Genomic DNA, 22,300 nt, shown 5'->3' with positions numbered 1-22,300 from the left:
AGGGTCGGGGGCCTTGGGGTAAAACGGTGGGGTGTCTCGACCTCAACTTTCGGATGCCGAGTGGGAGTTCGTCTCCCCGTTTCTGCCGGTCGGTGAGTACGGGCCGTACCCGGAGAACCTGCGGGCGCACTTCGAGGGCGTCGTGTGGCGGTTCAGGAACGGGGCGAAATGGCGGGAGTTGCCCGAACGTTTTGGGCATTGGTCCACCGTTTACGGCCGGTTTCGGCAGTGGCGGGATGCTGGGGTGTTCACCGCGGTGTTCCAGGGTGCGATCGCCGAGGCGGCGAAGCGGGGCCTGGTGGACTTGTCGCTGGTCAGCGTGGACTCGACCACAGTCCGGGCCCATCATGATGCTGCCGGGATGATCGTGGAGCCCGAGACCCTGGACGCGTTGGAGAAGGCCGCCGCAGAAAAAGGGGCGCCGGCCAGGAACAAGACGGGCAACTGGACCCGGAGCGGGAAGAACGACGACGCGTGAGGCGTCGCCGCAAGGCCCGACTCGCCGCCGCTGACCTGGGACGTTCCCGCGGCGGACTGACCACCAAGACGCACCTTTCCTGTGTGCCGCAATGCCTGCCCCTCTCGCTGAAGATCACTGCGGGGCAAGCCGGGGACAGTCCGCAGTTCATCCCCGTCCTGAACATGATCCGCGTCCCCGGCCCGGTCGGCCGGCCCCGCACCCGGCCCGACGCAGTCGCGGGCGATAAGGCGTACTCGTCTCGCCAGAACCGGTCTCACCTGCGCAAGCGTGGGATCAAGGCGGTCATCCCCGAGAAGAAGGATCAGGCCGCCCACCGCAAGAACCGCGGCTCACGCGGCGGGCGGCCCGTCACCTGGGACAAGCAGTTGTACAAGCTCCGCAACAGCGTCGAACGCACCATCAACAAGATCAAGGACTGGCGCGGCCTCGCCGTCCGCTACGACAAAAAGCCTGAAAGCTACCAGGCCGGACTCGAATTATGTGCCGGCCTCCTCTGGATCCGACACCTCGGATCACAGCCTTGATCACAACTCCACACAGGCCCTAGTGCCAGCAAGGGCTGATTGAAGAGGCCATGCTACGAGGCGCCACTGACAACGCGGGGCGTCACGGGCCACCGATGCTTGGCACCCCGATCGTCGGGACAGGTGACCCCTTCCGCGTCACCACGTACTCCGCCCCGCACGACGGGCACCGGTACTCGAATCATCGTCGGGTGGTGGCCACGCGACCGGGCCCTTCTGCTCCCTATCCGTCATGCCTGCGAGGGTGGCCCAGCGGCAGCCGCGCGACAAGAACGCCTCAGCGCGTGGACAGACGGTACTCGTCAACGGAGTGGGGGCTCTGCAGCAGCGTCGTAGCGCTGGGCAAGCCGCGGAGAGCAGCCTGCATTCGGCGCCCCGCTTCATGCAGGGTGGGCTGGTGCCTGCCACCAGCGGATTCGACACCGGCGCGGCGACGCGCCAGCTGCCGCCGGGCACGGTCGGCGTTTGGGTACGGGCGGTGGGCCATGGTCCCCTCCTCGAGTCGAGCTCAGCATGGCAGGGCCGCCGGATACCCGGGGGGACCGTCACTCTTCCGTGTCAGGCCAGGACGCCAGGACCCGCGGCTCCTCCTCCTCGTCGACGAGGACGATGCGGGCCGCGTCGACGTTGCCGTGCTTACCGATCCACAGCGTGAACATGTCTTCCGCCGTGTCCCACTTCGCCCACCAGCCGTGCATCACCGGCCGGGCGCCCGTGAAAAGGGTGAGGTGATACCGCTGGTCGTCCATCACGCGAGCCTGATCCCGCGGCGTCGGCCCGGCTCCCGGACGATCGCGTTCTTCGTCTCCAGCTCCCCCAGTAGTGGACGCTCGCGCTGCTACGCATGCCGACCCGCTCCCCGATCTCCTGCACGGTGGGCGCTTCGCCGCGGTCGGTGATGGCCTCGCGGATGCAGCGGAGAATCCGCTCCTGAGTGTCGGTGAGGTGCTCGACGCGATGTCTAGCCATACAGCGATTAGATCGGGTGTTCGAATTATGGTGCAAGCTGGCAGCATGCAAGACCTCCCGCCCGACCTGCCCAGACTCCGCACCCTGGAGACCTGGCTCGCCCACACCCTCGACCGGGTACGGCAGCAGATCGCAGCAGCCGAGCAGCGGGAAGCCGAACGGCGACACGGCGAACAGGCCCGGCCACCCGAGCCTGACTGGCTCACCGAGCAGCGGCTCGGCGGACTGCAGGCCGTGTACGTGCACCTCGGCGGCTGCCGCATGGCAGGCAAGCGATCCAGGGGCGTGGCGCGCGACCAGGCACTGCGGGCACTCGCCGAAGGAGTCGACGCCTGCACCCACTGCCGGCCGGACAGCGAGCTCGGGTTCGTCGAAGGGTGACGTCAGGCGCTCGACTTCCGCCCCGCCGTCTCCTTGCTCGTCTTCTTCGCCGCGGCCTTCTTGGCGGGCTGCTTCTTCACAGTCTCCTTGGCCGCGGTCTTCTTCTTCGGCATCTCGTGGACGGTGGCGTCCTCGCCACGGCCGGTGCGCGCCTTGGCGACAGACTCCTGCAGGGCGGCCATCAGATCGACAACCTTGCCGACCGGGGCCTCTACTTCGGGTACCTTCTGCGGCTCCCCGTCCTCCCGCTTCGCCTTGATGAGCTCAGCGACCGCGTCCGTGTAGTGATCCTCAAAGTCGGGCCCTTCGAGGTCGTCGCGGGTCAGGCGGTCGATGAGATGCTCGGCCTGGCGATCTCCTCGTAGGTGAGTTCCACCGTGTCCGGCGCCAACTCGGCGGGGTCGCGGATCTCGTCGTCCCAGCGCATCGCATGCAGCACGATCACATCGTCGCGAACCCGCAGCAGGCCGAGGCGCTCGCGGCCGGACCAGGCGAACTTGGCGACCGCCACCTTCGACGACCGCTCGAGGGCCTGCGCCAGCAGCTTGTACGGCTTCGCCGCCACCTGCCCGTCTGGCTGCAAGTAGTACCCGTCCCCCACCCGGATCGGGTCGATGGCCTTGGCCGGCATGAACGCCACCAGCTCGATGGCCTTCGCCGTGGGCAGCGGCATCTGTCGCAGCTCCTCGTCGAGCACCGGGATGATCGTGTCCTTGGTCAGCTCGTAGCCCTTGCCGATCTCGCCCGCCGTGACCTCGCGGTCCTCGAGCTCGCAGTACTTCCAGACGCGGACGCGCGCCATGTCGTCGAGGTAGACGAGGTGGAAGCGGATCGAGTGATCCTCGGTCGCGCTGACGACGTGGATCGGGACGCTGACCAGGCCGAACGAGATGGCACCTGACCAGATGTTCGGGGCATAGCAGACCTCCGCGACAAGCCCCGAGAAGGCCAGGCTATGGCCGACCTTCCTTCATGGCACTCCGGTAAACGCTAGCTTTCTCATCCGGCACAAGACCATCTGCGAGGCAGCCATGTGGGAACACCTGATCGTCCACTACAACGTGAACAACGCAAAGCGGTGGGTTCTCCCCGACTCGGCGATCCCCATCCCAGACGATGCGGGCCTCAATGACGGATGCGCGATGCTCGGGCGGGATGGCTGGGAGCTCGTCTCCGCCACTTCGCAGTCGGTGACCATCTCCATGAACTACTTCGGCACGGAGTACTCACTCTTCTTCAAGCGTCCAGCCTCACTGGCCCACGGGTAGGGAGTCACGCCGGCCCGGCACAGCCGCATGGCCTCCCGTGGGGAGCCGGGAGGAGCGGCGGGCCCCACCGCTCGCAGCGATCGGCAGGACCCGAAAGGGGCTCCCACCTGGGGGTGGAGGACCCGCAGAAGCAACGATGCACCCGAACCAGCCACAGGCATAGAGTCGTGACCGGAAATAGTTGCGTCGCTCGAGCTGGCTCCATCGCGCACGGCCGCAACGTCTCCCAGGGGTGTGATTCGCGCACCTCCGAGGCCCGAACACCATTGGCGGCGAGCCGTTACGCAGCGAAGCGATACTGAGCGGCTGGCCCATTCCCGCCACTCACGCGTGACTGCCTTGCTTGCATGCCAGCATGAGTCAGTTGGGGGTAGCACTAGTCAGTGCAGGGTCCGCGCTCACCGGCGCGACCATCGGCGGCCTGTTCACCCTGCTCAAGGGACGACAAGAAGCGCGCGAGCGGCAAGCCGACAGGGAAGAACAGCGGCGGCAGCAACGGCTCGACAATCGCCGCACGGCCTACGTGGCATTCCTCAAAGCGTTGTCGGAGGCTGAGGACAAACTCCACCTCCTATACGAGTTCAAGGTGCCGGAAACACTGGAGAACTTTGAGGTTGTTGAGCGCCCCGTGATCACCGCGTTCAATCAGCTGTTCCAGGCAAAGCTTGAGGTGGAAATGGTCGGACCGGCTGTGATGGCAGCACAGGCAGAGCGTGTACTGGAAAGAGTGATGACGATCATCGAGGAGTACGAAGGGGCCTTCGAGCACAACAAGGACCGCCCCGACCCCTCGGAACTGATCGCTCTCGTCCCAGGGCAGGGGCGCCTCTCCAATCGTCTCAGCCTCGATTCACCGCGTGGTGATCGGTCTGTGGACAGAGGAATAGGAAGAGGTGCCCGCTGACCTGCGATGATGGGAGTTCCTACGCTTCCAGCACGTACGATCGGCAAGGCACCTCTGAAGTGAAAGTCTCCCACAGGCCCGCGGGGCTGTTCGCCGCGTTCGACGACCCCGACCTGATCGCGCATGCCGGGCTGGTTCCCACGATCCGGCTGGCCGAGCGGTGCGGTCTCCCCGCTCTGGTGGCCGCGAAGGTGAAGCTGACCGGCGCGGCAAACGGCGCCGGGACGGCCGCCGAGGCGAAGGCACTTTCGATCGTGGGCGGGATGGTGGCCGGGGCGGACAGCATCGATGACCTGGACGTTCTTCGCCACGGCGGCCTGCCGCGCCTGTTCGGCGGGGTGCGTGCCCCGTCGACGCTGGGCACGTTCCTGCGCGCGTTCACCTGGGGCCACGTGCGCCAACTGGAGTCCGCCACGCGGGCGTTCACCTGCAACCTCGCCGCGCACACCGGACTGGTCCCTACCGGGGACGAGGTGGTGTTCGTCGACATCGACTCCAAGGTCAAGCAGGTCTACGGCCCGGCCAAGCAGGGTGCCTCCTTCGGCTACACCAAACAGCGCGGCCTGCACTTCCAGATCGTCACGGTCAAGACGGGCACCTGCGCGCCGGTGATCGTGGCAACGAGACTGCGCAAGGGCTCCGCAGGCTCCGGCAAGGGAGCGGCGAGTCTGCTGCGCGAGGCCCTTTCCACCGTGCGGGCGATGGGCATCACCGCGCAGATCATCGTCCGCGCCGACTCCGCGTACTTCTCCCACAAGGTCGTCGACGTCTGCCGCAAGGCCGGCGCACGGTTCTCCCTCGCGGTCGCGGTCAGGAAGAAGATCCGTGAAGCGATCGCCGGCATCGCCGAGGACGCCTGGACGCCGATCAAGTACGCCGCCGTCTGGGAGGCCGAAGAGGAACGCTGGATCTCCGACGCCGAGATCGCCGAAGTCCCCTTCACCGCGTTCACCAGCAAGAAGAAGGCGTTCCACGCCACGGCCCGGCTGATCGTGCGCCGCGTCAGGCGCCTGAACCCCACAAGCGTGCCCGAGGGGCAGGCCGAGCTGTTCGGCGTCTGGCGCCACCATGTCATCTTCACCGACAGCCCGTTCGTCCTGGCCCAGGCCGAACCCATGCACCGCGAACACGCCCAGGTCGAGCAGGTCTTCGCCGACCTGGAGGACTCCGCGCTCGCCCACCTGCCCTCGGGGAAGTTCACCGCGAAACGCCGCCTGGCTCACTCTCGCAGCCACCGCCTACAACCTCACCCGGGCCGCCGGCCACCTCGCCTCGGTCTTCCACGCCAGAGCCCGTACCGGAACGATCCGCCGCCACCTGATCAACATCCCCGCCCGGATCGCCACCGGCGCCCGCCGCCTCACCCTCCACCTGCCCCAACTCTGGCGCTGGCAGCACGACTTCACCGACCTGTGGGCCGCGACCGGACAGCGCATGGTCACCTGACCCGCGCGACCGCCCTGTCCGCCCACGACCTGAAAGATCTTGGAGACCCCGCACCGGACGGCCACCCGGCGATCACCGCTGCCCGCATCCCGAAGAAACCCCCGGACCCCGCCCGACGCCCGTGATCAGAATTCGGGCGGTGGATCGAGGCTGAATATGGAGCAGCGACCGCTGCCTATGAGCCTGACAGCAAACCTGTTGTTCCTGACTCTGAGAGTCACACTGGCCAACGGACAGGAGATCAATAGCAACAAGGGCCGGCTCAGGCACGTTGCTAAGAAACACCAAGACCTACTGGAAGCCCGCGAGCGCATGAAGGTGTTTCAACGACTGATGCCTGAACGGGACACAGACCCGACAGAGTTCGAATGCATCCATAGAAATCCTTGGAGAATGGAAGAGCAGTAGGCGGAGTAGCTTGATCACTTCGACGTACCGACCGGTGACTTGACCTTCGCGGGTGAGTTCGGCTTGCTGTTCATCTCGCTGCTGCGTCTCACGAAGTGTGGTCGCGAACTGCTGTTGAGCGTGCTCGAATTGGCGCTGGTCGAGTTCGTGCTTCTTGCGGGTGTACCAGAGGCCGAACGCCGTGAAAATGCCAGCGCCGATGGCGACGAGCATGGTGCGGAAGCCGGTGACGATGATCCCGGCGCTGGAGACCAGCTCGCCTTTGTCGTCCTTGAGGTGGTGGCCTTCAATCCACCAGGGCCCCCAGATCAGGGCGGTGATGAAGAGGGCGGCGCCGAGGGTTCCACCGACCCAGACTTTGATCGGCACTTTTGTCTTGTCGTCGCTGCCGCTCATGGCGGCATGATGTCCGTGCACACCGGAAGGCATGCGCCGAATGACCGTTCTCGGAGGGAGAGTTGAGGTTCCATGTCGGGTGGAGAGGCGATGATCGCTGGCGCGGTGATCGTGCATGCAGGGCGCGTCTTGCTGATTCGCCGCAGCGCTCCGGCGGCCTCTCTGCTGTGGACGTTCCCGTCGGGCAAGGTCGAGCCGGGCGAGACCGCGGGCCAGGCGGCGGCGCGTGAGGCCCTGGAAGAGGCCGGCGTGGTCGTGGAGCCGGTCTCGCTGCTGGGTGAGCGGGTGCACCCGGTGACCGGCTGGCAGGTGGCGTACGTGGCGTGCCGACTGCTGTCAGGTACGGCCCACGCGGCGAGTCCGCGGGAGGTTGCGGAGGTTCGCTGGGTGCGCCTTGGGGAGATTCCGGAGCTCGTGCCGGGCGGGCTGTTCGCGCCGGTCCAGGCGTACCTGGATGAGCAGCTGGCCGAGTAGTCGCACATAGCGAAGGCCCCGACCGCTGATCAGGTTCGGGGCCTTCGTCTACTCAAGGGCGGGCAGGCACCTCGGCTGCCATCTCCGGGTCGCGCTTGCGGGCGATTTCGACCATCGCCTTGGTCAGCCCTTCGAGTTCCTCAGGCGTGACTCGCTCGATGAAGATCTTGGCGACTTCTTCCCCGTTGTCGTAGGGCATTTTGGCGTAGGTCCCGTCGGCCCGCTCGTAGTAGATGTCGTCGTCGATGATTGCGACACCGCATGCCCGTCCAACGGCCTGCCGCGCGTGACGTCACGCCGCGTTGCGCCGTTCGGTGAGCGGCAGGTCGATGAGCTCGCGCCCTGTCTAGACCGCCTGTCCGGCCGCGTCCACCGCGGCGTGTGGGTTTGCCGGCGGCATGCCGTGCCCCGTGTGCCGCTCTGGGGCCGAACTCACTCACGCGTCCCGTCCGGTTCGCGCTCTACGCATATGCCGCCGCTTTGCGGACTCTGGCCGTATGGGGGTCTTTGAGGACGATTTCGTGCAGCCTGGGCGTCTGCTCGACGAGTCGGACGAGGCGTACTGGGGGCGGGTGCAGCGGGCGTCGGACCGGGTGGAGGCGGTGACGGAGGGCGCGATCGCACCCGCGCCTCCGAATCCGCCGGTGTGCCCGGAGTGCGGCTTAGAGGCTGACCGCTTCCCGACGCTGTCGCAGGCGTGGGTGCTGTTGGAGCCGTTGGATCCGGTGAATGTTCTGCCGGCGCATTTCGTGCCGCCTCGCCAGCGGTGGCTGATCAACAGTGATGGCGTGGCCTGGAATCCGTGGAATGCGGAGCCGACGGAGGGCGCCCAGTGCCGTATCTCGCACACGGTGGCGTGCCCCGGTATCGAGCCGCCGGATCTGTGGCCGTGGCTGACGGCGATGCGGGAGGAGAACGCGCGGCGTGCTCAGCGGCTGTTCAATCCACCGCGGACACCGACGCTGGCGAAGGTGGAGATGCCGGACGTCGGGTAGCGGCGCAGATCCGCCGGGCCTGCACCGGGCGGTTCTAGGCGCAGCGAAGCGCCCCCGCAGCCTATGCGGCTGCGGGGGCGCAGGCGTCCGACCCTACCGAGGTGACTGCTGATGCGGGTCGGTCGGCATCCGGAGGATGACCTCGTGGTAGTCGCCTCGCGGGTCTTCTGCGAATGATCGGCTGACGTTGTGGCTGAGCTGTTCGAGGAAGACGTCGATCTCTTCCCACAGGTTGATCCAGTTGTCGTCGATTGGGTACTGCGCTTCGAGCCAGCTTTCGAGAGCGCGGTCGCAGCCGCCTTTGTGGGAGGCGAAGAGCGGGGATTGCTGTCGCAGATCACCCTTGCCGCCGGCTCGGATGCACCAGACGACGTTGCCTTCACCGACGACCTGCTTGCGGCAGGTGTCGCAGATGACGGCGGGGCAGTTCATCGCTTCGGGCTCGCCGCTGTAAGGGACGTATTCGATCAAGGGTTTCTCCGGTGCGGGACGGATCGGCCGGCTAGCCGAGGTAGTTGATCTGCAGCACGGTGATGGTCTTCAGCGTGTGCCCGACGAGGAGGACGGCGAACGCCTGCTCGGTGATGATCATCCGCATGACACCGTCGTCTTCGCCGTAGGGCTCGGTGGCGGCTATCGGATCATGGCAGGCGTCGGCTAACGCGAGGGTGAGGGTTTCGCCGGCGGCCGGGGGCATCGCCTCGTGGACGGCTTCGGCGGCGGGGTCGTACTTGAGCCGGTACATCTGTGCGGCGGCCCTCCTGCTCGCGTGCGGATATGGGTATCCCCTGGTCTGCACGCCCCCGAGCAGAGCTCAGAGTGTAGCCGGGCGGTGACGCCGTGTGCGCACGGTTCGGGTCAGGCTGCGCCGCGGGCGCGAATACGCGCAGCGTCGCCAAGGACGCGTTCAGTCGCGTCGATCCACTCGCCCGGAGACTCCTCGCCGCGGGCTTCGGCTGCCGCGATCTCTCGTCCGCGTTCGACGACGGCGAGAGTGTCCTTGGCGATCCGCTCCCACTTGGCGAACACGGCGAGCAGCTGGTGCGCCGGCGCCCGGTTGATCTCGCCTAGGAAGCGCTGGGCGAGGGCAGGATTGCCGAGGGCGTTGCGGATGGACTCGATGGTCCACGGCTCGCTGCTCATCGCTGCCTCCTGCTGAAAGTGGTACCGCATTTGCAGCGTAGCGTTTTCTCTACCCCATGGTGATATCACCATGGGGATTCCCGCCCGCTTGTCCCGGCCGGGGCGCCGTCATGCGTGGTCCGGCTGCGGCTCGAGGTTGCTGGCTTCCCAGGCGGCGCGAATCACGGCGCGGTAGCCGTCCTTGTCGAGTAGGGCCTCGAGGGCGTTGAGCATCGTGTAGGCGAGATCGAGTCGCACGTCTGACGCCGCCCCGAATCGTCGCTCGAACGCCCGCTCACGGCGGAGGCCGAGGAAGTCATACCTGGTGGGTTTCTCAATCTCCTGATAGATGGCTTCCACGGCGCACTGAAGGACCGGCTGGTACCTGTCGCCGATCAGATTCTCCAGGACGGCGAGGTGGGCGGCTGCGGCCCGAACATGGAGAGGCCAGTAGTCGCCACCACCGTGCGTGTGCTCGAGCACTTGCCGAGGCGGGGCAGGGCTTCGGCGTAGTTGGCGGGCGTCCGTTTCGTGATCACTTGAGCCCGAGCAGGGCGAGCGGGTGGTCCGCGTTGCGGGCGTTGTGTCGCAGCGCCGCGGCGATGCTGGTCGCGCCGGCCAGCCGTAGGGCGCCGATGGCGAGGTTGCGCCAGGTGGCCATCGCCCAGGGCGCGTTGCCGGTTCGCAGCTGTGAGGCGTCTTCGGCGAACGTGGTGTCTCTGACGTGGTGCAGGGCTTCGATCTGCCAGTGATCACGGATCAGGGTCGCCAGCTGGGCGGGGATGGCTTGCTCAGCGGTGAGGCTGGTGACGGCGTAGACGGTCTTGATGGTGGTCTTGCCGGTCTTGCGGTCGGTGCGGCGGCGTTTGATCTGGACGGCCTGCCGGGCTCCGGGGAAGAGCAGGCTGTTGACCGTGACCGCCTTGATCCGTCGGATCTCCGAGCGTCCGTGGCCGGTGCCCTTCACGCGGCCCTGCAGCGGGATCTCTGTCCACGGAAGGGATCTGAGCTGCTTGCGGAGCTTCTTCTGGTTGCCCTTGACGATCACGATGTAGTGGGCTTCGCGGCCCAGGAGATAGTCGGCGTGCTCGCATTGGGTGTGCATGGCGTCGCTGGTGACGACCACCCCGGCCAGGTCGGCCATGGCCTCCAGCAACGGCTGGAAGCAGGTGATTTCGTTCGTCTTTTCCTGCACGTCCAGCTGGGCCAGGACCAGGCCGGTGGTGTGGTCCAGGGCTGCGAGCAGGTGGATCCTGCGGCCGTTGGCCCTGGCCGCGCCGCGAAGGCTCTTGCCGTCGACCGCCAGGCCGCGCAGCCGGCCCCGGGTTCGGTGGCGGCGGTCGGCGAGCCAGCGGCCGACCGCCAGGTCCAATGCGTCGCCGTCGATCCGGGCCAGTAGTCGTCGGACCGTCGTTTCCGCAGGCAGGCACCGTTTGGGGAACAGGGGGTCGAATCGCACGCCGACGTGTTCCAGCACGTGGGGCGGAGCGTCGGTGATCCATTCGCCGACCGCCAGCAGCGACGTCGCCCCCGCCAGCACCGCGCAGGCGACCAGGGCAAGGACGCCGACCAGAGCGTGGCGCACTCCACGGGGATCACGCGGATCGGGCACCTGGGCGAGGCGGCCCAGCAGTCCGGGCACTTCTTCCGGCGCGGCCTCTGGATGCTCGCGGAGTTGGTCAAGGGCAGGCGGGATCAGCGATGATGCTTCGGCAGGCACGGTCTTCCAGGCAGGTCACGGGGCGTCGAGAACTCCATGATCTTGGAAGCCGTGCCTGTTCCGCTCTCCCTGACCGACCAACCTGGCGGACCGTCATGAACCGGACGCCCGGCGACTACGCCGAAGCCCTGGGAGGCGGGGTGGTGGCGTGAGGCAGGTGTGGCTCATGCGGATCTTGCTACCTGGCCGAGTGCGCAGCCTCGCGGAGGCGCGCGCATCGGCCTGGGTGAAGCATTGATCGCCAGGTGGACGGTGCCGTGCCCCTCGAAGCCTCGCGCCAGTTGGGCGGGCATGGACGAGATCGATATCGCCTTGTCGCGGCAATTGGACCGCCCGGGCGAGCTGAGCCCGCTGCTCACCTTGGGCGAGGCTCGGGCTGCCCGCTACGCATTGCACCTGTTCGGCCAGGGCGATGGCCCGGGATCTCAGGCCGCCCGGGACCTCGAGGTCCGCCTAGATGTTCTGTCCACGGAGGTTGGTGACAGGTTTCACGGTGGGGTGATCTTGAACGAGTGAGGGCCTTCCGGGTTCGGTGTGGATTGCGACGTCTACACCGACCGAAAGGCCCTCGTGCTCCACCGTAATGCACCCCTGACCGAGACCGGACGCCTGCGTCTGGCCCGCTGCGTCGTAGAGGACGGCTGGACGCTGCGCCGGGCCGCCGAACGCTTCCAGGTCTCACCCACGACGGCTCAGCGATGGGCCGGCCGCTACCGCGAACTCGGCGAGGCAGGCATGGCCGACCGGTCCTCGCGCCCACACCGCAGCCCGCGCCGGACCCCGACCCGCACCGAACGCCGGATCATCAAGGTCCGCGTGCTGCGCCGCTGGGGACCGGCCCGCATCGCCTACCTCCTGGGCCTGAACCCGGCCACCGTCCACCGCGTCCTGACCCGCTACCGCCTGGCCCGGCTCACGCACCTGGACCGGGCCACCGGCCGGGTGATCCGCCGCTACGAGCGCGACCGCCCGGGCGAGCTGGTGCACGTCGACATCAAGAAGCTCGGCAACATCCCCGACGGCGGCGGACACAAGACCCTCGGACGCCAGGCGGGCCGCAAGACCCGCTCCGGCGCCGGCTACAGCTACCTCCACAACGCCGTCGACGACCACTCCCGCCTCGCCTACAGCGAGATCCTCACCGACGAGAAGAAGGAGACCGCCGTCGCCTTCTGGACCCGCGCCCACGCCTTCTTCACCCAGGCCGGGATCACCGTCGAACGCGTCCTGACCGACAACGGCTCCTGCTACAAATCGCACCTCTGGCGCAACTCCCTTGCAGAGTCGGGGATTTCACACAAACGCACCCGCCCCTACCGGCCCCAGACCAACGGGAAAGTGGAGAGGTTCAACCGAACCCTCCTCGACGAATGGGCCTACGCACAGCCCTACCGGAGCGAAGCCGAGCGACGCGAGGCATACCCCGTCTGGCTCCACACCTACAATCACCACCGCGGACACACCGCGCTCAAGGGCCAACCACCCGCCAGCCGCGTCCCCAACCTCACAGGTCAGTACACCTAGAGCGGCGGCTGGAGGCAATGTTCCCGGGCGAGGAAATCTACTTCGCCGAGGAAATCTTCAGGGGGGTGCCGGGTGGGCCAATCAACGCCCCTGCCAGCTGACGGCGAGCGCCAGCTGCACCGCGTAGGCGGGTGCCGGCGCGAGGATCAGTCAGGCGAGGACAGCCCAGATCGCGGTCACGCCTGCTCCCCGTGGACAGCGCGTACACCTCGGCCCATTCGCTGTGGCAGAGGGCACAGCCGTCGGTGAGTTCGTCGTGGCCGTGCTCCCAGCGGGCGGCGATCTCGTTGAGGCGGTCGGTCAGGTCGTTCACGGCTGCTCCTCGGCGTCGGGGCGCGGTCCGCGCCAGCCGAGGTGGGCGTCGAGGTTCGCAACGCGCCCCATTTGGCCGTATTGCGGTGTCGGACGGTACGGCGCGGCGTTAGTCGTGCATGAGCAGGAGTCGCAGGTTGCGGGATCTGTCAGGGCCTCAGGCGTTCGACCAGCTGCGTTCGCAGTTGGCTCGTGCCGCTGCCGGGGTAGCCAGGGAGAAGGAGCCGCGGCAGAGGGCGATCGAGACGGCGCTTCGTCCAACGCGTGCGGAGCCGGATGACATCCACGGTGAGGCGGGCCAGCCAGGTTCGAGCTGAGGTCATCACTCGCCCGCCCTCTCGCCGTCGAATCAGCGCCGATCGTCGGCCTTGCAGTCGGCGACGGTCGGACCGCCGTCGGTTGGCTGGGGTTCGTCGGAGCCCCAGGCGTCGCCGCTGTCGAGGGGGCCGTGGGGGGTTACGGCCAGTTGGTCGGCACGCTGCCCGTTCTCGATGGCCCGGTCGGCGTACTGGGCGGCCATGCGGACCGCGCGGCCGGGGCTCTCGCTGGCGGCGACGAGGAGCTCCATCCGTTCCGGACGGCGAGCACCTTCGAGGCGATGAACGCGTCCACGGTGAGGCCCCTCGATTCGGGTACGTCGCTGTGCCACTCGCGGAGAGCATCGGTCACGGCCGCTGTGTACTGCTCTCGCAGCGCGCCCGGGTCGTTCGGGGGCGGCTGCAGGTGCTTGCGGTGGGCGTTCGGCCCGTGCGCCCCGACGAGGCAGTCTTCGCACGGCTCCCTCAGCTGCTGCGCCCACTTCTCGGCGAATCTCGCGCGCTACTCGGGCGTGCTCGCTTGGGTGAAGAGGATGGTGCCGCCGTCGACGGGCATCGTCCACGTGCCGTCGTCCTGCTGGGTCCAGCCGCCGGTCGCTTCGGTCGCTGCCTTGGCGTCGGCTGCCAGCTGCCTGCCGCACCGTGCGCCCTCGGGATCCGGCTTCTTCAAGGCGCCGATGCGGTCCAGCTCGCGGACGACGCTGGAGATCATGGCGTCGTGGAAGGCGCCGAGGGTGCAGGTGCCGCCGCAACCGCAGGACTTGCAGCAGGGGTGGGTCGGGCCGGCCACGGGGTGGCCCATGGTGTCCATCCACCAGCGGGCGGTGGCGTGTCCGAAGTGCTGGAGTTCCTCTTCGTCGTTCCAGACGACCATGTCCATGGGTAGGAGATCGATGAGGTCGTCCCGCTCTTCCTCGGTCACGCTGCCTCCTTGTGGTCGTGTTCGGTGCGGGCCCACGAGGGCGTGGGGCGGGTGTCGGGCGGGTCGGGTGGGTCAGGTGCGGGCGCGGAGCCTTCGGGCGGGCTGTTCGGCGTTCCGCGGGTCGTACGTCGTCGCAGGGGCCATGGCTGGTTGTGGTGGCAAAGGCTGATCGCGGAGAGGGAGATGACGAGGGCGATGAACGCCAGGACGCCGATCACGCTGCCTCCCGGTAGTCGCGTGCGTCTGCGCGCTTGGTCCAGGCCCGGGACGGCCATGTGCCGGCACGCCACACCCAATGGATGCCCAGCACCACGGCGGCCAGGGCGGCGGTCGCTGCGGCGGCGAGGATGACGATCCAGGCGACGATGGCCCAGCCGATGGACACGGCGGTGTCTATGGCCTCAGCGATCACGAGGTGGACTCCGGGGTGTGCTCGGCCTCGACGGCGTGCACGGTCGTCGCACGAACGAGCCGGTAGGCGCGTGACTGTGAATACGCCGACTTCGAGGCCACGGCCGTGGCGACCGCGGCCTGGAAGTCCCCGCGTCATCACCAAGGGCATCAAGGTGGCGTCCGGGGTGAGCGGCAACGGGCAGAACGTCTAGCCCGTAAATCCGTCCCCCGGACATGAATCGGCCGGGTAGGGTGCCCCTCCGCTCAAGAGGAACCCCACCCGGCCGGGGGTGCGCGCCGCCCCCGTCCCCACGGTGCGGCGCGTGCAGGCCGACGTCCGGTCATCCCGCGGACGGCGACCTGAGTCTCAGGTCAGGCCGAGGGCCGGAATCACGACGGCCTCGACGAATTGTGTGAGATACGCCGCGTCGGCGTTCCGCCCTTCCAGCACGGGACGAACCCGCACCACACCGAAGAGCTGCGCCGGGATGAACTCCAGCGCCGGGTGGTCCGCGGCGACCTCGCCGCGGGCGACCCCGCGGGCGAGGATCTCCTTGACCGCGCTGATCTCGGGCTCGACGAGCGCGTCGCGCAGCGCCTCCTGCAGTTCCTTGTCCTGGAACACGGCGTGGCCCAGTGCCTGGTGCAGCTGACTGTCGCGACCCGACCAGTTCCCCGCGGCCTGCGCCATCGCGCGCAGGTCCCCGGCGAGCGTGCCGGTGTCGATGCCCGAGAAGCGCGGACAGCTGTTGGCGCGCAGGGCGGCGGCCACGAACTGCGGCTTCGTCTTCCACTGGCGATAGAGCGTGGACTTGCTGCACCGGGTGCTCGCGGCCACGCCCTCCATGGTGAGCGAGTCATAGCCGCACTCGCGGATCTGCTCGAGCACGGCGTCGTAGAACTCCTGCTCACGCTCGGGCGTGATCTTGGAGCGGCGCGAGGCGACGACCGTCTCCGGTCCGTCCGCGGCCTGCGACGTCATGGCTCATCTCCTCGCTCGGGTGGGTGACTCGCCTGGTGTTCCGCTTCTCACAGTGTATATCGATACGCCACTGTACCGGTACGGGTCCGTATCGGTACAGTGGCGTATCGGTACACCTTCGTATCGGTACACTTCCGTATCGATGGGCCTTGGACAGGACCCACTCCGCTGTCGAGTGAATCTCGAGTGATCGAGTGGATTCTGTCCTGGGCTCACCGCGCACCACCCCGAGCAACATCGTCAGCAAAGGGGCCGGGGGATGGATTCCCGAACCGAGCCTGCGGAAGCAGAACCAGAGCCGGCCGCGGCGATACGGCGGCCGTCGCCGCCGAGCACCGCGGCACGGCCGCCTCTCGTGCGTGAGCTCCTGCTCGTCGTAGGGCTCTTCGTCGTCTACAAGGTCGGCAGGCAGCTGGCCGACGGCCACACCGCCGAGGCCTTCCGCAACGCGAACCGCGTGTGGGACTGGGAGCGGACGCTCCACCTGCCGGGCGAAGGCTCCGTACAGGGCGCGCTGCTGCACAGCGACACCGTGGTGCACCTCGCGAACACCTACTACGCGACCGTGCACTTCCCGGCCACCGTGGCCTTCCTGGTCTGGATGTACCTGCGGCGGCCGGTCCACTACGTGTGGGCCCGCCGGGTCCTGGCCGCGGTCACCGCCGCCGCCCTGGCGCTGCACCTCACCTTCCCGCTCGCCCCGCCCCGGCTGCTGGCCGCCGCCGGCCTGGTGGACACCGGACAGGTGTACGGACCCACCGTCTACGGGGCGCACCCGGCGACCGACGAGATGGCGAACCAGTTCGCGGCGATGCCCTCGCTGCACTTCGGCTGGGCCCTGATGGTGGCGATCGGCCTGATCGCCGCGACCCGCTCCCGCCTGCGCTGGCTGTGGCTGCTGCATCCGCTGCTCACCCTGGTGGTGATCGTCGGTACGGCGAACCACTACTGGCTCGACGCGATCGTGGCGACCGCCCTGCTCGGCATCGCGCTGGCCGTGATCCGTCAGCCGCGCGGGGCCGGGGCGACCGAGGCGCACGGCCTTGTCGCCGCCGACAAGACATCTGACGAAGCCGACGGAGCAGCCGGGAATTCCGGCGGGGCCGGCGGTGCTGGCGAAAAGGAATCCGTACCGGAGCTCGTGGGGGCAAGACGATGAACGCCACACTCGCCGCCGTGGTCCTCTCGCTCTTCTCGGCCGTGGCGTACGCCGCCGCGGCCGTGGCCCAGGAGCGGCTGGCCTCCCGGACGACCGACTCGGGCATGCTGCGGCTGCTGGGCAGCGGGGCCTGGTGGTGGACCGTCGTACTGAACGCCTCCGCCGCGCTGCTGCACGTCGCCGCGCTGAAGTACGGCACGCTCACGCTGGTACAGCCGCTCGGCGCGCTCACGCTGGTGGCCGCGGTGCCGCTCGGCGCACGGGTCGCCGGACGGCGGGTCAGCCCGGTCGAGTGGCGCGGTACCGCGCTCACCCTGATCGGACTGTCCGCGCTGCTGGTCACGGCGTCCGGGCCCGCGCCCGACGACGTGCTGAGCGTGCCGCAGGCGCTGGGCGTGGCCGCCACGACGGCCGCCCTGATCGGCATCCTGTCGCGGCCCGGCTCCCGGCCGGGGCTGCGGCACGCGACCGCCTCCGGGTTCGCCTCGGGTGTCGCCTCCGCTCTCACGCAGACGGTGACCGTGGCCGTGACGGACCGCTCCGGCCCGCTGCTCAGCGCCCAGGTGATCGTGGTGGCCCTGCTCGTCGCCGCCTTCGCCGCGGGCGGACTGCTCCTGTCGCAGACCGCCTACCGGGGTGGTCTCGGCGCCCCGCTCGCCGTCGTGACGCTCGCCAACCCGGTCGCCGCCGCGGCGATAGGCCTCTTCCTGCTCGGTGAGCAGTTGCAGGGCGGCCCGGCCGGTCTGCTGCTGGCGGCCATGGGCGCGGGCGTGGCGGCGTGGGGTGTGGTGACGCTGTCCCGCTCGGTGCCGGAGCCGGCGCTGCCCGGACCTCTGGTGGACGCCGGGGACGAGCACCCCGTCGCCGCGGTGCTGGCACTGGAGCCCGGATCGGCGGCGTACGAACCCTCGTTGCTGCCGAAGCAGCCCGGCTCGGGTCAGCTGACGCCCCTCTAGGGGCTCCCGCGGGGCTCCAGGAAGGCTCTCAAAGGAGCACGCACGACAAAGAGCTCCAGGAGCACGCACAACAAGAAGGGTGGCCGCGGAGAGTTCCGCGGCCACCCTTTTTGTTGTGCGCCGGTTCAGCCCAGCCCGCGGGCGTCCTGCTTGAGCGCCGTGTCGACGGTGAGCGCCGTCGCGACGACGAGGCTCAGCAGGGGCTCGGGAAGCTGGTAGTGGATCTGGAGGACGTAGTTGTCCGCCGTGGTGAACATCGTCTTGGCGAGGCCTTCCCAGGTCTTGGTGATCCGGGCGACCTCGTTGTCCGTGTGGTCGACGATGGCGAAGTTCCAGGCGCGCCAGTTCTCCGCCTTGATCGCGCCGACCTGCTGGCCGTTGACGTTGATCGCGAAGTTGATCTTCCCGATCATGTTCTGCTGCACGATCTCGCCGACGGGCTGCCCGTCCGGACGCTCCACGACCACCCGCGACTTGATGAACTTCGCGGGACGCGTGAGCCGCAGTACCGGCTGCCCGTAGGCGTCACGGATCTCCAGCTTGTGCGTCATGTACTGGTCGAGGCTGGAGACGAAGCGGATCGCCTTCTTCAGACCGCTCTGACCGACCTCGACGACCGCGCCGAGCTGGTTGCCCTGCTGGTCCATGACCTTGTACTCGTTGGTCAGCTCGATCAGCTTGGCCTTCTGGTTCACCACCAGGACCGGCTCGGTGAACAGGGTGCCACCGCCGGCACCACCACCCGCGACACCCGCCTGCTGCTGCACCTGCCGCTGCACCTGCTGCTGCACGCGAGGGTCGGGACCGGCCGCCGGCTGTCCGTACGGCTGCTGGGCCTGCTGCGGAACCGTCTGCCCCGCCGGGGCCGCCTGGTCCGCATTGGTGTGCTCGGTCCACTGCGAGCCGTCCCAGTAACGCAACGTCTGGGGCGCCCCGTGCGGATCCGGGTACCAACCTGCAGGAGTGTTCGAATGCGTGGTCACCGGGGCACACTACCGTGAGTTGGCCGGAAATTGACCAGAGCCGAGATATCCATCAGAAGGTGACGATCGCCGGGTCGCTCACACCCGCGTGACCGTTCTCGACATGTCCGGCGAACCGCCTCAGGAACCCCGCGTCCGCCGTGGACACGACGGTCAGGTCGTACCAGCGCCGGCTCGCCCGCAGGTCCACCGTGTGCCGTACGGTCGCGCCCGCCCGTACCTTGAACGAACTCGGCCGCCCTCCGTAGCCGTTGGTGAGCTTGAGCTCGACCGTGCCGGACCCCTTGTTGGTGAAGGTCAGCTCCACGTTCGCGCCGACGTGGCGCGCGGTGACCTCGGGTCCCGCGGTCTTGCCGGGGCCCTTGAAGACGCGCAGGAAGCCGTTGGGACCGTGCACCGTCAGGTCGTACGAGCCGCCGGAGTACGCCGAGTTCCAGGTGTCCGAGACGGTCTTGCCGGCCTCGGTCGTGTACGTCCAGGGGCCGTCGGTGCGGTTGCCCGAGGTGATGAAGAAGGCGGCACCGGCCTTGGCGCCCGAACCGAAGGTGAGCGTGAACTTCCCGGCCGCCGCGTCCGCCGAACCGTCCACGAGGGGCGCGTACTTGAGCGGGCGGGCCGGGCGCGAGCCGCGCTCCTGCCGGGGCAGCACGGGGTTCGCGGGCGGGGTCGGCACATAGTCGGGGTGCCGGTCGTGGTCCGGCGGCTGGTAGCCGTCGGTGTCCGGCAGCGCGACCGGCTTGGTGTCCTTGCGCGAGAAGTCGAAGGCGGCGGTGAGGTCACCGCTGATCGCACGCCGCCAGGGCGAGATGTTGGGCTCGTGCGCGCCGAAGCGGCGCTCCATGAACCGGATGATCGAGGTGTGGTCGAGGGTCTCGGAGCAGACGAAACCGCCCTTGCTCCAGGGCGAGACGACGAGCATCGGCACCCGCTGGCCGAGTCCGTACGGTCCGGCGGCACGGCCGGCGTCGCCCTTGTAGAGGTCCGGGCCGACGTCGACCGTGGACTTGCCCTGCGCGTCCGACTGGGGCGGGAACGGCGGCACGAGGTGGTCGAAGAAGCCGTCGTTCTCGTCGTAGGTGATGAACAGGGCCGTCTTCGCCCACACCTCGGGGTTGGAGGTCAGCGCGTCCAGGACCTGGGCGATGTACCAAGCACCGTAGTTCGCGGGCCAGTTGGGGTGCTCGGTGAAGGCCTCGGGCGCGACGATCCACGAGATCTTGGGCAGCTTCTTGCCCTTGACGTCGGCCTTCAGCTGGTCGAAGAAGCCCTCGCCCTTGCGGGCGTCGGTGCCGGTGCGGGCCTTGTCGTACAGCGGGTCGCCGGGCTTGGCGTTGCGGTACTGGTTGAAGTACAGCAGCGAGTTGTCGCCGTAGTTGCCCCGGTAGGCGTCCGGGATCCAGCCCCAGGAGCCGTTCGCGTCGAGGCCGTCACCGACGTCCTGGTAGATCTTCCAGGAGACCCCGGCGGCCTCCAGCCGCTCCGGGTACGTCGTCCAGTCGTAGCCCGCCTCGTCGTTGCCGAGGACCGGGCCGCCGCCCTTGCCGTCGTTGCCCGTGTAACCCGTCCACATGTAGTAGCGGTTCGGGTCGGTGGAGCCGATGAACGAACAGTGGTACGCGTCGCAGATGGTGAACGCGTCGGCGAGCGCGTAGTGGAACGGTATGTCCTCGCGCGTCAGGTACGCCATCGTCGTCGACGACTTGGCGGGCACCCACTTGTCGTACTTGCCCGCGTTGAACGCGGTGTGGCCGTCGCTCCAGCCGTGCGGGAGGTCCTGGATGAACTGCAGGCCCAGGTTGTCGGCGGCGGGCCGGAAGGGCAGCACCTCCTTGGTGCCGTCCGACTGGTGCCAGACCGACTTGCCGCTGGGCAGCGTGGACGGGCGGGGGTCACCGAAACCGCGGACGCCTCTGAGCGAGCCGAAGTAGTGGTCGAAGGACCGGTTCTCCTGCATCAGCACGACGATGTGCTCGACATCGTCGATCGTGCCGGACCCGTGGTGCGCGGGCAGGGCGGCGGCGCGCTCGATGCTGTTCGACAGCGCGGTGAACGCCGCGGTGCCACCGGCGAGTTGGAGGAAGCGGCGTCGGTTCACTTGAGGCATGACTGGGTGACCTCTTGTCCTGACGTGGTGCTGTGGATGGGACCTGCGCGGGGGGAGTGTTCCAAGAGGAACGAACGTCGGGGAAGACCCCGTGGCGCTGGTGTGACGCACAGGGGTCTGCGATGCGAACACCAGCGCGCGTGCTGTCCGCGCCGATGCGCGGTCTCAGGCGCCCTTGCGGAGCAGCGCGGCCCGGGTCACGGATTCAGGCACCCTTGCGGAGCAGTGCGGTGATCTCCAGGCCGGTTTCCCGGTCCAGCCTGCCCGGGCAGTCCACGCCCAGCGCGAGGGCCAGGTCGCGGCCGTGGAGGTCCACCGCGGACTCGACCAGCTCGGCGAAGGCGTCCATCGCCGACCGGCCCCGGCGCGCTCCGAGCATCGCCAGGCCCAGCGCGATCACGGCGGACGGCCACCACCAGACGGCGACCAGCAGGTACGGCAGGCTCCACGCGGTGAGGCGGACGGCGGCGTCGTAGGCCTCCCGCGCGGTGCGCAGTTCGGTGCGGGTGTCGGCGGGCAGGACGAGCCAGAGCCGGGACCAGGCCGAGTCGAGGTCGAGCCGGTAGGCCTGGTGGACGCGCAGGTCGAGGGCGCGGACGCGATCGCCGGTCCAGCAGGGGTGGGCGGGCTCGACCAGGGAGATCCGGTTGCGTACCGCGGCGAGTCGGGCGAGTTCGCGGACCGTGCCGGGGTCGAGGGGCGGCCCCTGCTCCACGGCTCGCGCGTCCACCCGCGCGTAGGCGTCCTCGGCCGCCCGCCACCTCCCTCGCCGACGCTCGGTCAGCCGTCCGCCGAGCGGCCGTACCGGTGGAGGCCAGTCCCCCGTCCAGAGCCGCTCCACCGACCCGCCGAGCGCCTGGGCGAGGAGGCCGAGTCCGGCCGAGGCGATCACCGTCGCGGCGGCCGCCAGCACCACACCGCCGGTCGACCGGCTCGCCGGATGCCCGGCCAGCTCGTCGAGCGCGCGGGTGACCCGGCCGACGTCGTACCAGTGCGCCTGGCCCAGCAGCCGCCCCGCCCCGGCGACCGCGAGGAACAGCAGCCCCGAGGGGACGAGGTGGGTGAGCCAGCGCGCGGCCAGGTTCTTGCCCAACTCCGCGAGCACGGCGTTCATGACAGCCTGCGGCGGCGCATCGGCTCGCCGTACAGACGGCAGGTCTCCGGCACCGGCTGGTTCCGGGCCGGGGCCCGGCGGTCGCAGCGGTCCCCCGGGCAGACGTACGCCTCCACCACCGGGTGCCCTTCCACGGCCGCCGGGAGCCCGCCGATGCCCGCGCCCCGGGTGAACGCGCGCAACCCGGCCGCCACCCCGCAGCGGCGCAGGAGTCGGTGGAGCGCGGCCTGCGGGCCGGCCGGGTCGCCGCTCCCCCGCAGCGCCTCGAGGATCTCCTCCAACTCCGGCCGGCGCTCGGCCGGTACCACGCCCCTGATCTCGTCCAGCCGGGCGCAGATGTCCGACCGCACCGCCCTGGACCCGCCGTCCCCGTCGCCGGTGCGGATTTCCGCCATCCTCGCAACCTCCTTACATGTCAACCGAGTTGAGAGGATACTGGGCGATCA

The 22,300-nt window shown here is 68.8% G+C and carries 27 protein-coding genes and 5 pseudogenes; 12 read left to right on the top strand and 20 right to left on the bottom strand.

The window, feature by feature from the left end:
- Nucleotides 1–31 precede the first annotated feature (31 nt).
- Nucleotides 32–1,005 (top strand): annotated as a pseudogene (locus tag FNV62_RS43015) (IS5 family transposase).
- A gap of 545 nt (nt 1,006–1,550) precedes the next feature.
- On the opposite strand, the gene FNV62_RS43010 reads toward FNV62_RS43015, so the two are convergent.
- Complete coding sequence (locus tag FNV62_RS43010; protein ID WP_144316047.1) at nt 1,551–1,754, bottom strand: hypothetical protein; 204 nt, start codon at nt 1,752–1,754, stop codon at nt 1,551–1,553.
- Between the two features lie 133 nt (nt 1,755–1,887).
- Nucleotides 1,888–1,974, bottom strand: a pseudogene (locus tag FNV62_RS57255) (hypothetical protein); the annotation flags it as partial.
- Between the two features lie 45 nt (nt 1,975–2,019).
- Between FNV62_RS57255 and FNV62_RS43000 the strand changes: the two are divergent.
- Complete coding sequence (locus FNV62_RS43000; protein WP_144316046.1) at nt 2,020–2,355, top strand: DUF6233 domain-containing protein; 336 nt, start codon at nt 2,020–2,022, stop codon at nt 2,353–2,355.
- Nucleotides 2,356–2,357: 2 nt separating this feature from the next.
- On the opposite strand, the pseudogene FNV62_RS42995 reads toward FNV62_RS43000, so the two are convergent.
- Nucleotides 2,358–3,262: pseudogene (locus FNV62_RS42995) on the bottom strand (Ku protein).
- A gap of 124 nt (nt 3,263–3,386) precedes the next feature.
- Between FNV62_RS42995 and FNV62_RS42990 the strand changes: the two are divergent.
- From FNV62_RS42990 to FNV62_RS42980, 3 genes and pseudogenes are all read left to right on the top strand, one after another.
- A complete protein-coding gene (locus tag FNV62_RS42990) occupies nt 3,387–3,623 on the top strand; it encodes a hypothetical protein (protein ID WP_143629149.1) in 237 nt (78 codons plus the stop codon).
- Nucleotides 3,624–3,978: 355 nt separating this feature from the next.
- The gene (locus FNV62_RS42985) at nt 3,979–4,527 is read left to right on the top strand and encodes a hypothetical protein (RefSeq protein WP_144316045.1); all 549 of its coding nucleotides are present in this window, start codon (nt 3,979–3,981) and stop codon (nt 4,525–4,527) included.
- A gap of 59 nt (nt 4,528–4,586) precedes the next feature.
- Nucleotides 4,587–5,973, top strand: a pseudogene (locus FNV62_RS42980) (IS1380 family transposase).
- Between the two features lie 291 nt (nt 5,974–6,264).
- On the opposite strand, the gene FNV62_RS42975 reads toward FNV62_RS42980, so the two are convergent.
- The gene (locus tag FNV62_RS42975; RefSeq protein WP_144316044.1) at nt 6,265–6,777 is read right to left on the bottom strand and encodes a hypothetical protein; all 513 of its coding nucleotides are present in this window, start codon (nt 6,775–6,777) and stop codon (nt 6,265–6,267) included.
- 90 nt (nt 6,778–6,867) lie between these two features.
- On the opposite strand from FNV62_RS42975, the gene FNV62_RS42970 reads away from it, so the two are divergent.
- Nucleotides 6,868–7,251 (top strand): NUDIX domain-containing protein, encoded by a 384-nt coding sequence (locus tag FNV62_RS42970; RefSeq protein ID WP_225900591.1) that lies wholly within the window; start codon nt 6,868–6,870, stop codon nt 7,249–7,251.
- Nucleotides 7,252–7,303: 52 nt separating this feature from the next.
- Here FNV62_RS42970 and FNV62_RS42965 read toward each other — a convergent pair whose 3' ends face one another.
- Complete coding sequence (locus FNV62_RS42965) at nt 7,304–7,450, bottom strand: hypothetical protein (RefSeq protein ID WP_164331844.1); 147 nt, start codon at nt 7,448–7,450, stop codon at nt 7,304–7,306.
- 298 nt (nt 7,451–7,748) lie between these two features.
- Here FNV62_RS42965 and FNV62_RS42960 point away from each other — a divergent pair, with 298 nt between their 5' ends.
- On the top strand, nt 7,749–8,246 hold the full coding sequence (locus FNV62_RS42960) for a DUF6083 domain-containing protein (protein WP_225900590.1): 498 nt from the start codon (nt 7,749–7,751) through the stop codon (nt 8,244–8,246).
- 93 nt (nt 8,247–8,339) lie between these two features.
- On the opposite strand, the gene FNV62_RS42955 is transcribed toward FNV62_RS42960, so the two are convergent.
- The 5 genes and pseudogenes from FNV62_RS42955 to FNV62_RS42935 all read right to left on the bottom strand — a co-directional run.
- Complete coding sequence (locus FNV62_RS42955; RefSeq protein ID WP_143629140.1) at nt 8,340–8,717, bottom strand: hypothetical protein; 378 nt, start codon at nt 8,715–8,717, stop codon at nt 8,340–8,342.
- A gap of 31 nt (nt 8,718–8,748) precedes the next feature.
- Nucleotides 8,749–8,991 carry a hypothetical protein gene (locus tag FNV62_RS42950; RefSeq protein WP_144316042.1) on the bottom strand — a complete coding sequence of 81 codons (243 nt, stop codon included), beginning with the start codon at nt 8,989–8,991 and terminating at the stop codon, nt 8,749–8,751.
- 113 nt (nt 8,992–9,104) lie between these two features.
- Nucleotides 9,105–9,389: a hypothetical protein gene (locus tag FNV62_RS42945; protein ID WP_144316041.1), complete on the bottom strand. Its 285-nt coding sequence runs from the start codon at nt 9,387–9,389 to the stop codon at nt 9,105–9,107.
- A gap of 108 nt (nt 9,390–9,497) precedes the next feature.
- The gene (locus tag FNV62_RS42940) at nt 9,498–9,851 is read right to left on the bottom strand and encodes a hypothetical protein (RefSeq protein WP_143651754.1); all 354 of its coding nucleotides are present in this window, start codon (nt 9,849–9,851) and stop codon (nt 9,498–9,500) included.
- A 211-nt stretch (nt 9,852–10,062) separates the two neighbouring features.
- Nucleotides 10,063–10,953: pseudogene (locus FNV62_RS42935) on the bottom strand (ISAs1 family transposase); the annotation flags it as partial.
- On the opposite strand from FNV62_RS42935, the gene FNV62_RS57250 reads away from it, so the two are divergent.
- The 3 genes from FNV62_RS57250 to FNV62_RS42925 all read left to right on the top strand — a co-directional run bounded on the left by FNV62_RS57250 (nt 10,945) and on the right by FNV62_RS42925 (nt 12,612).
- Nucleotides 10,945–11,073 carry a hypothetical protein gene (locus tag FNV62_RS57250; RefSeq protein WP_263986803.1) on the top strand — a complete coding sequence of 43 codons (129 nt, stop codon included), beginning with the start codon at nt 10,945–10,947 and terminating at the stop codon, nt 11,071–11,073. The pseudogene FNV62_RS42935 and the gene FNV62_RS57250 overlap by 9 nt on opposite strands.
- A 306-nt stretch (nt 11,074–11,379) precedes the next feature.
- Nucleotides 11,380–11,604 carry a hypothetical protein gene (locus FNV62_RS42930; RefSeq protein WP_144316039.1) on the top strand — a complete coding sequence of 75 codons (225 nt, stop codon included), beginning with the start codon at nt 11,380–11,382 and terminating at the stop codon, nt 11,602–11,604.
- Between the two features lie 54 nt (nt 11,605–11,658).
- Nucleotides 11,659–12,612: an IS481 family transposase gene (locus tag FNV62_RS42925; protein WP_144314686.1), complete on the top strand. Its 954-nt coding sequence runs from the start codon at nt 11,659–11,661 to the stop codon at nt 12,610–12,612.
- A 37-nt stretch (nt 12,613–12,649) separates the two neighbouring features.
- Here FNV62_RS42925 and FNV62_RS42920 read toward each other — a convergent pair whose 3' ends face one another.
- The 6 genes from FNV62_RS42920 to FNV62_RS42895 all read right to left on the bottom strand — a co-directional run bounded on the left by FNV62_RS42920 (nt 12,650) and on the right by FNV62_RS42895 (nt 15,538).
- Nucleotides 12,650–12,925, bottom strand: coding sequence for a hypothetical protein (locus tag FNV62_RS42920; RefSeq protein ID WP_144316038.1), 276 nt, complete (start codon nt 12,923–12,925; stop codon nt 12,650–12,652).
- A gap of 348 nt (nt 12,926–13,273) precedes the next feature.
- Nucleotides 13,274–13,492 carry a hypothetical protein gene (locus FNV62_RS42915; RefSeq protein WP_143629132.1) on the bottom strand — a complete coding sequence of 73 codons (219 nt, stop codon included), beginning with the start codon at nt 13,490–13,492 and terminating at the stop codon, nt 13,274–13,276.
- Between the two features lie 251 nt (nt 13,493–13,743).
- A complete protein-coding gene (locus FNV62_RS42910) occupies nt 13,744–14,163 on the bottom strand; it encodes a hypothetical protein (protein WP_143629130.1) in 420 nt (139 codons plus the stop codon).
- Nucleotides 14,160–14,381, bottom strand: a complete 222-nt coding sequence (locus tag FNV62_RS42905) for a hypothetical protein (protein ID WP_143629128.1) — start codon at nt 14,379–14,381, stop codon at nt 14,160–14,162. The genes FNV62_RS42910 and FNV62_RS42905 overlap by 4 nt, the downstream gene beginning before the upstream one ends.
- A complete protein-coding gene (locus FNV62_RS42900; protein ID WP_143629126.1) occupies nt 14,378–14,575 on the bottom strand; it encodes a hypothetical protein in 198 nt (65 codons plus the stop codon). The genes FNV62_RS42905 and FNV62_RS42900 overlap by 4 nt, the downstream gene beginning before the upstream one ends.
- Nucleotides 14,576–14,923: 348 nt before the next feature.
- The gene (locus FNV62_RS42895; RefSeq protein ID WP_143629124.1) at nt 14,924–15,538 is read right to left on the bottom strand and encodes a TetR/AcrR family transcriptional regulator; all 615 of its coding nucleotides are present in this window, start codon (nt 15,536–15,538) and stop codon (nt 14,924–14,926) included.
- Nucleotides 15,539–15,797: 259 nt separating this feature from the next.
- On the opposite strand from FNV62_RS42895, the gene FNV62_RS42890 reads away from it, so the two are divergent.
- Nucleotides 15,798–16,697 (top strand): phosphatase PAP2 family protein, encoded by a 900-nt coding sequence (locus tag FNV62_RS42890; RefSeq protein ID WP_144316037.1) that lies wholly within the window; start codon nt 15,798–15,800, stop codon nt 16,695–16,697.
- The gene (locus tag FNV62_RS42885) at nt 16,694–17,653 is read left to right on the top strand and encodes a DMT family transporter (protein WP_143603691.1); all 960 of its coding nucleotides are present in this window, start codon (nt 16,694–16,696) and stop codon (nt 17,651–17,653) included. Before FNV62_RS42890 ends, FNV62_RS42885 begins: the two co-directional genes overlap by 4 nt.
- A 125-nt stretch (nt 17,654–17,778) precedes the next feature.
- Here FNV62_RS42885 and FNV62_RS42880 read toward each other — a convergent pair whose 3' ends face one another.
- From FNV62_RS42880 to FNV62_RS42865, 4 genes are all read right to left on the bottom strand, one after another.
- The gene (locus tag FNV62_RS42880; RefSeq protein ID WP_054236090.1) at nt 17,779–18,636 is read right to left on the bottom strand and encodes a phospholipid scramblase-related protein; all 858 of its coding nucleotides are present in this window, start codon (nt 18,634–18,636) and stop codon (nt 17,779–17,781) included.
- Between the two features lie 52 nt (nt 18,637–18,688).
- Complete coding sequence (locus FNV62_RS42875) at nt 18,689–20,740, bottom strand: phosphocholine-specific phospholipase C (protein ID WP_144316036.1); 2,052 nt, start codon at nt 20,738–20,740, stop codon at nt 18,689–18,691.
- A gap of 205 nt (nt 20,741–20,945) precedes the next feature.
- Entirely contained in the window at nt 20,946–21,854 is a 909-nt protein-coding gene (locus FNV62_RS42870; protein WP_097287240.1) for a hypothetical protein, read from the bottom strand.
- Nucleotides 21,851–22,249: a hypothetical protein gene (locus FNV62_RS42865; RefSeq protein WP_143603683.1), complete on the bottom strand. Its 399-nt coding sequence runs from the start codon at nt 22,247–22,249 to the stop codon at nt 21,851–21,853. Before FNV62_RS42865 ends, FNV62_RS42870 begins: the two co-directional genes overlap by 4 nt.
- Nucleotides 22,250–22,300 lie beyond the last annotated feature (51 nt).

Origin of the sequence: Streptomyces sp. RLB3-17 (assembly GCF_007113425.2) — a bacterium.
Classification (GTDB): Bacteria; Actinomycetota; Actinomycetes; order Streptomycetales; family Streptomycetaceae; genus Streptomyces; species Streptomyces mirabilis_D.
This window is presented reverse-complemented; position numbering and strand designations above follow the sequence as displayed.